Here is a 654-nt window from a genome sequence, read left to right on the forward strand (position 1 = left end):
CGGCCTCGTGCTGCGCCCGCTCGAACGGGTCGGACCGGAGGTTGAACAGCATCGGCAGGCGGAGCTGCACCATCGGCTCCGACCAGACGCCGAAGCCGTGAGCCCTCTGCTCCATGAACACCGTCTTCCACTGCTCGTATCGCAGGCCGGCGAGGTTTCCATCGTCGGTCCAGTAGAAGAATTCGCGGCGCTTGTTCGGTCCCTGCCGGGCGAGAAGGTCGCGCTGGTCGTAACCATCGAGATGAACCTTGAAGGTCTTTCCCGCCGCGTCGTAACCCTGCAGCAGCTTCCGCTTGATGTCCGGCTCGCCCGCAGCCGCGGTCAGCGTGGTGACCCAGTCTTCCGCCGAGAACAGGTCGTTGACCTCGGTGCGCGGCGGCACCAGGCCCGGCCAGCGCACGATCGCCGGCACGCGGTAGCCGCCCTCCCAGTTGGTGTTCTTCTCGCCGCGGAACGGCGTGGTGCCGCCGTCGGGCCACGAGAAGGCCTCGGCGCCGTTGTCGGTCGTGTAGATCACGATCGTGTTGTCGGCGATGCCGAGATCGTCGAGCTTCTTCAGAAGCTGCCCGACCTGACCGTCGTGCTCGACCATGCCGTCCGGATAGATCCCGAGACCGGTCCTGCCCAGCGCCTCGGGCTTCAGCCGGGTCCAGA

General features: G+C 66.8%; 1 protein-coding gene. It reads right to left on the minus strand.

The annotated features are described in order from the left end of the window. On the minus strand, nucleotides 1-654 hold a 654-nt coding region (locus tag ABTU92_RS30260; RefSeq protein WP_408095229.1), incomplete at both ends, for a sulfatase-like hydrolase/transferase.

The sequence above is a fragment of the Rhodoplanes sp. SY1 genome, from assembly GCF_046000175.1.
Classification (GTDB): domain Bacteria; phylum Pseudomonadota; class Alphaproteobacteria; order Rhizobiales; family Xanthobacteraceae; genus Rhodoplanes.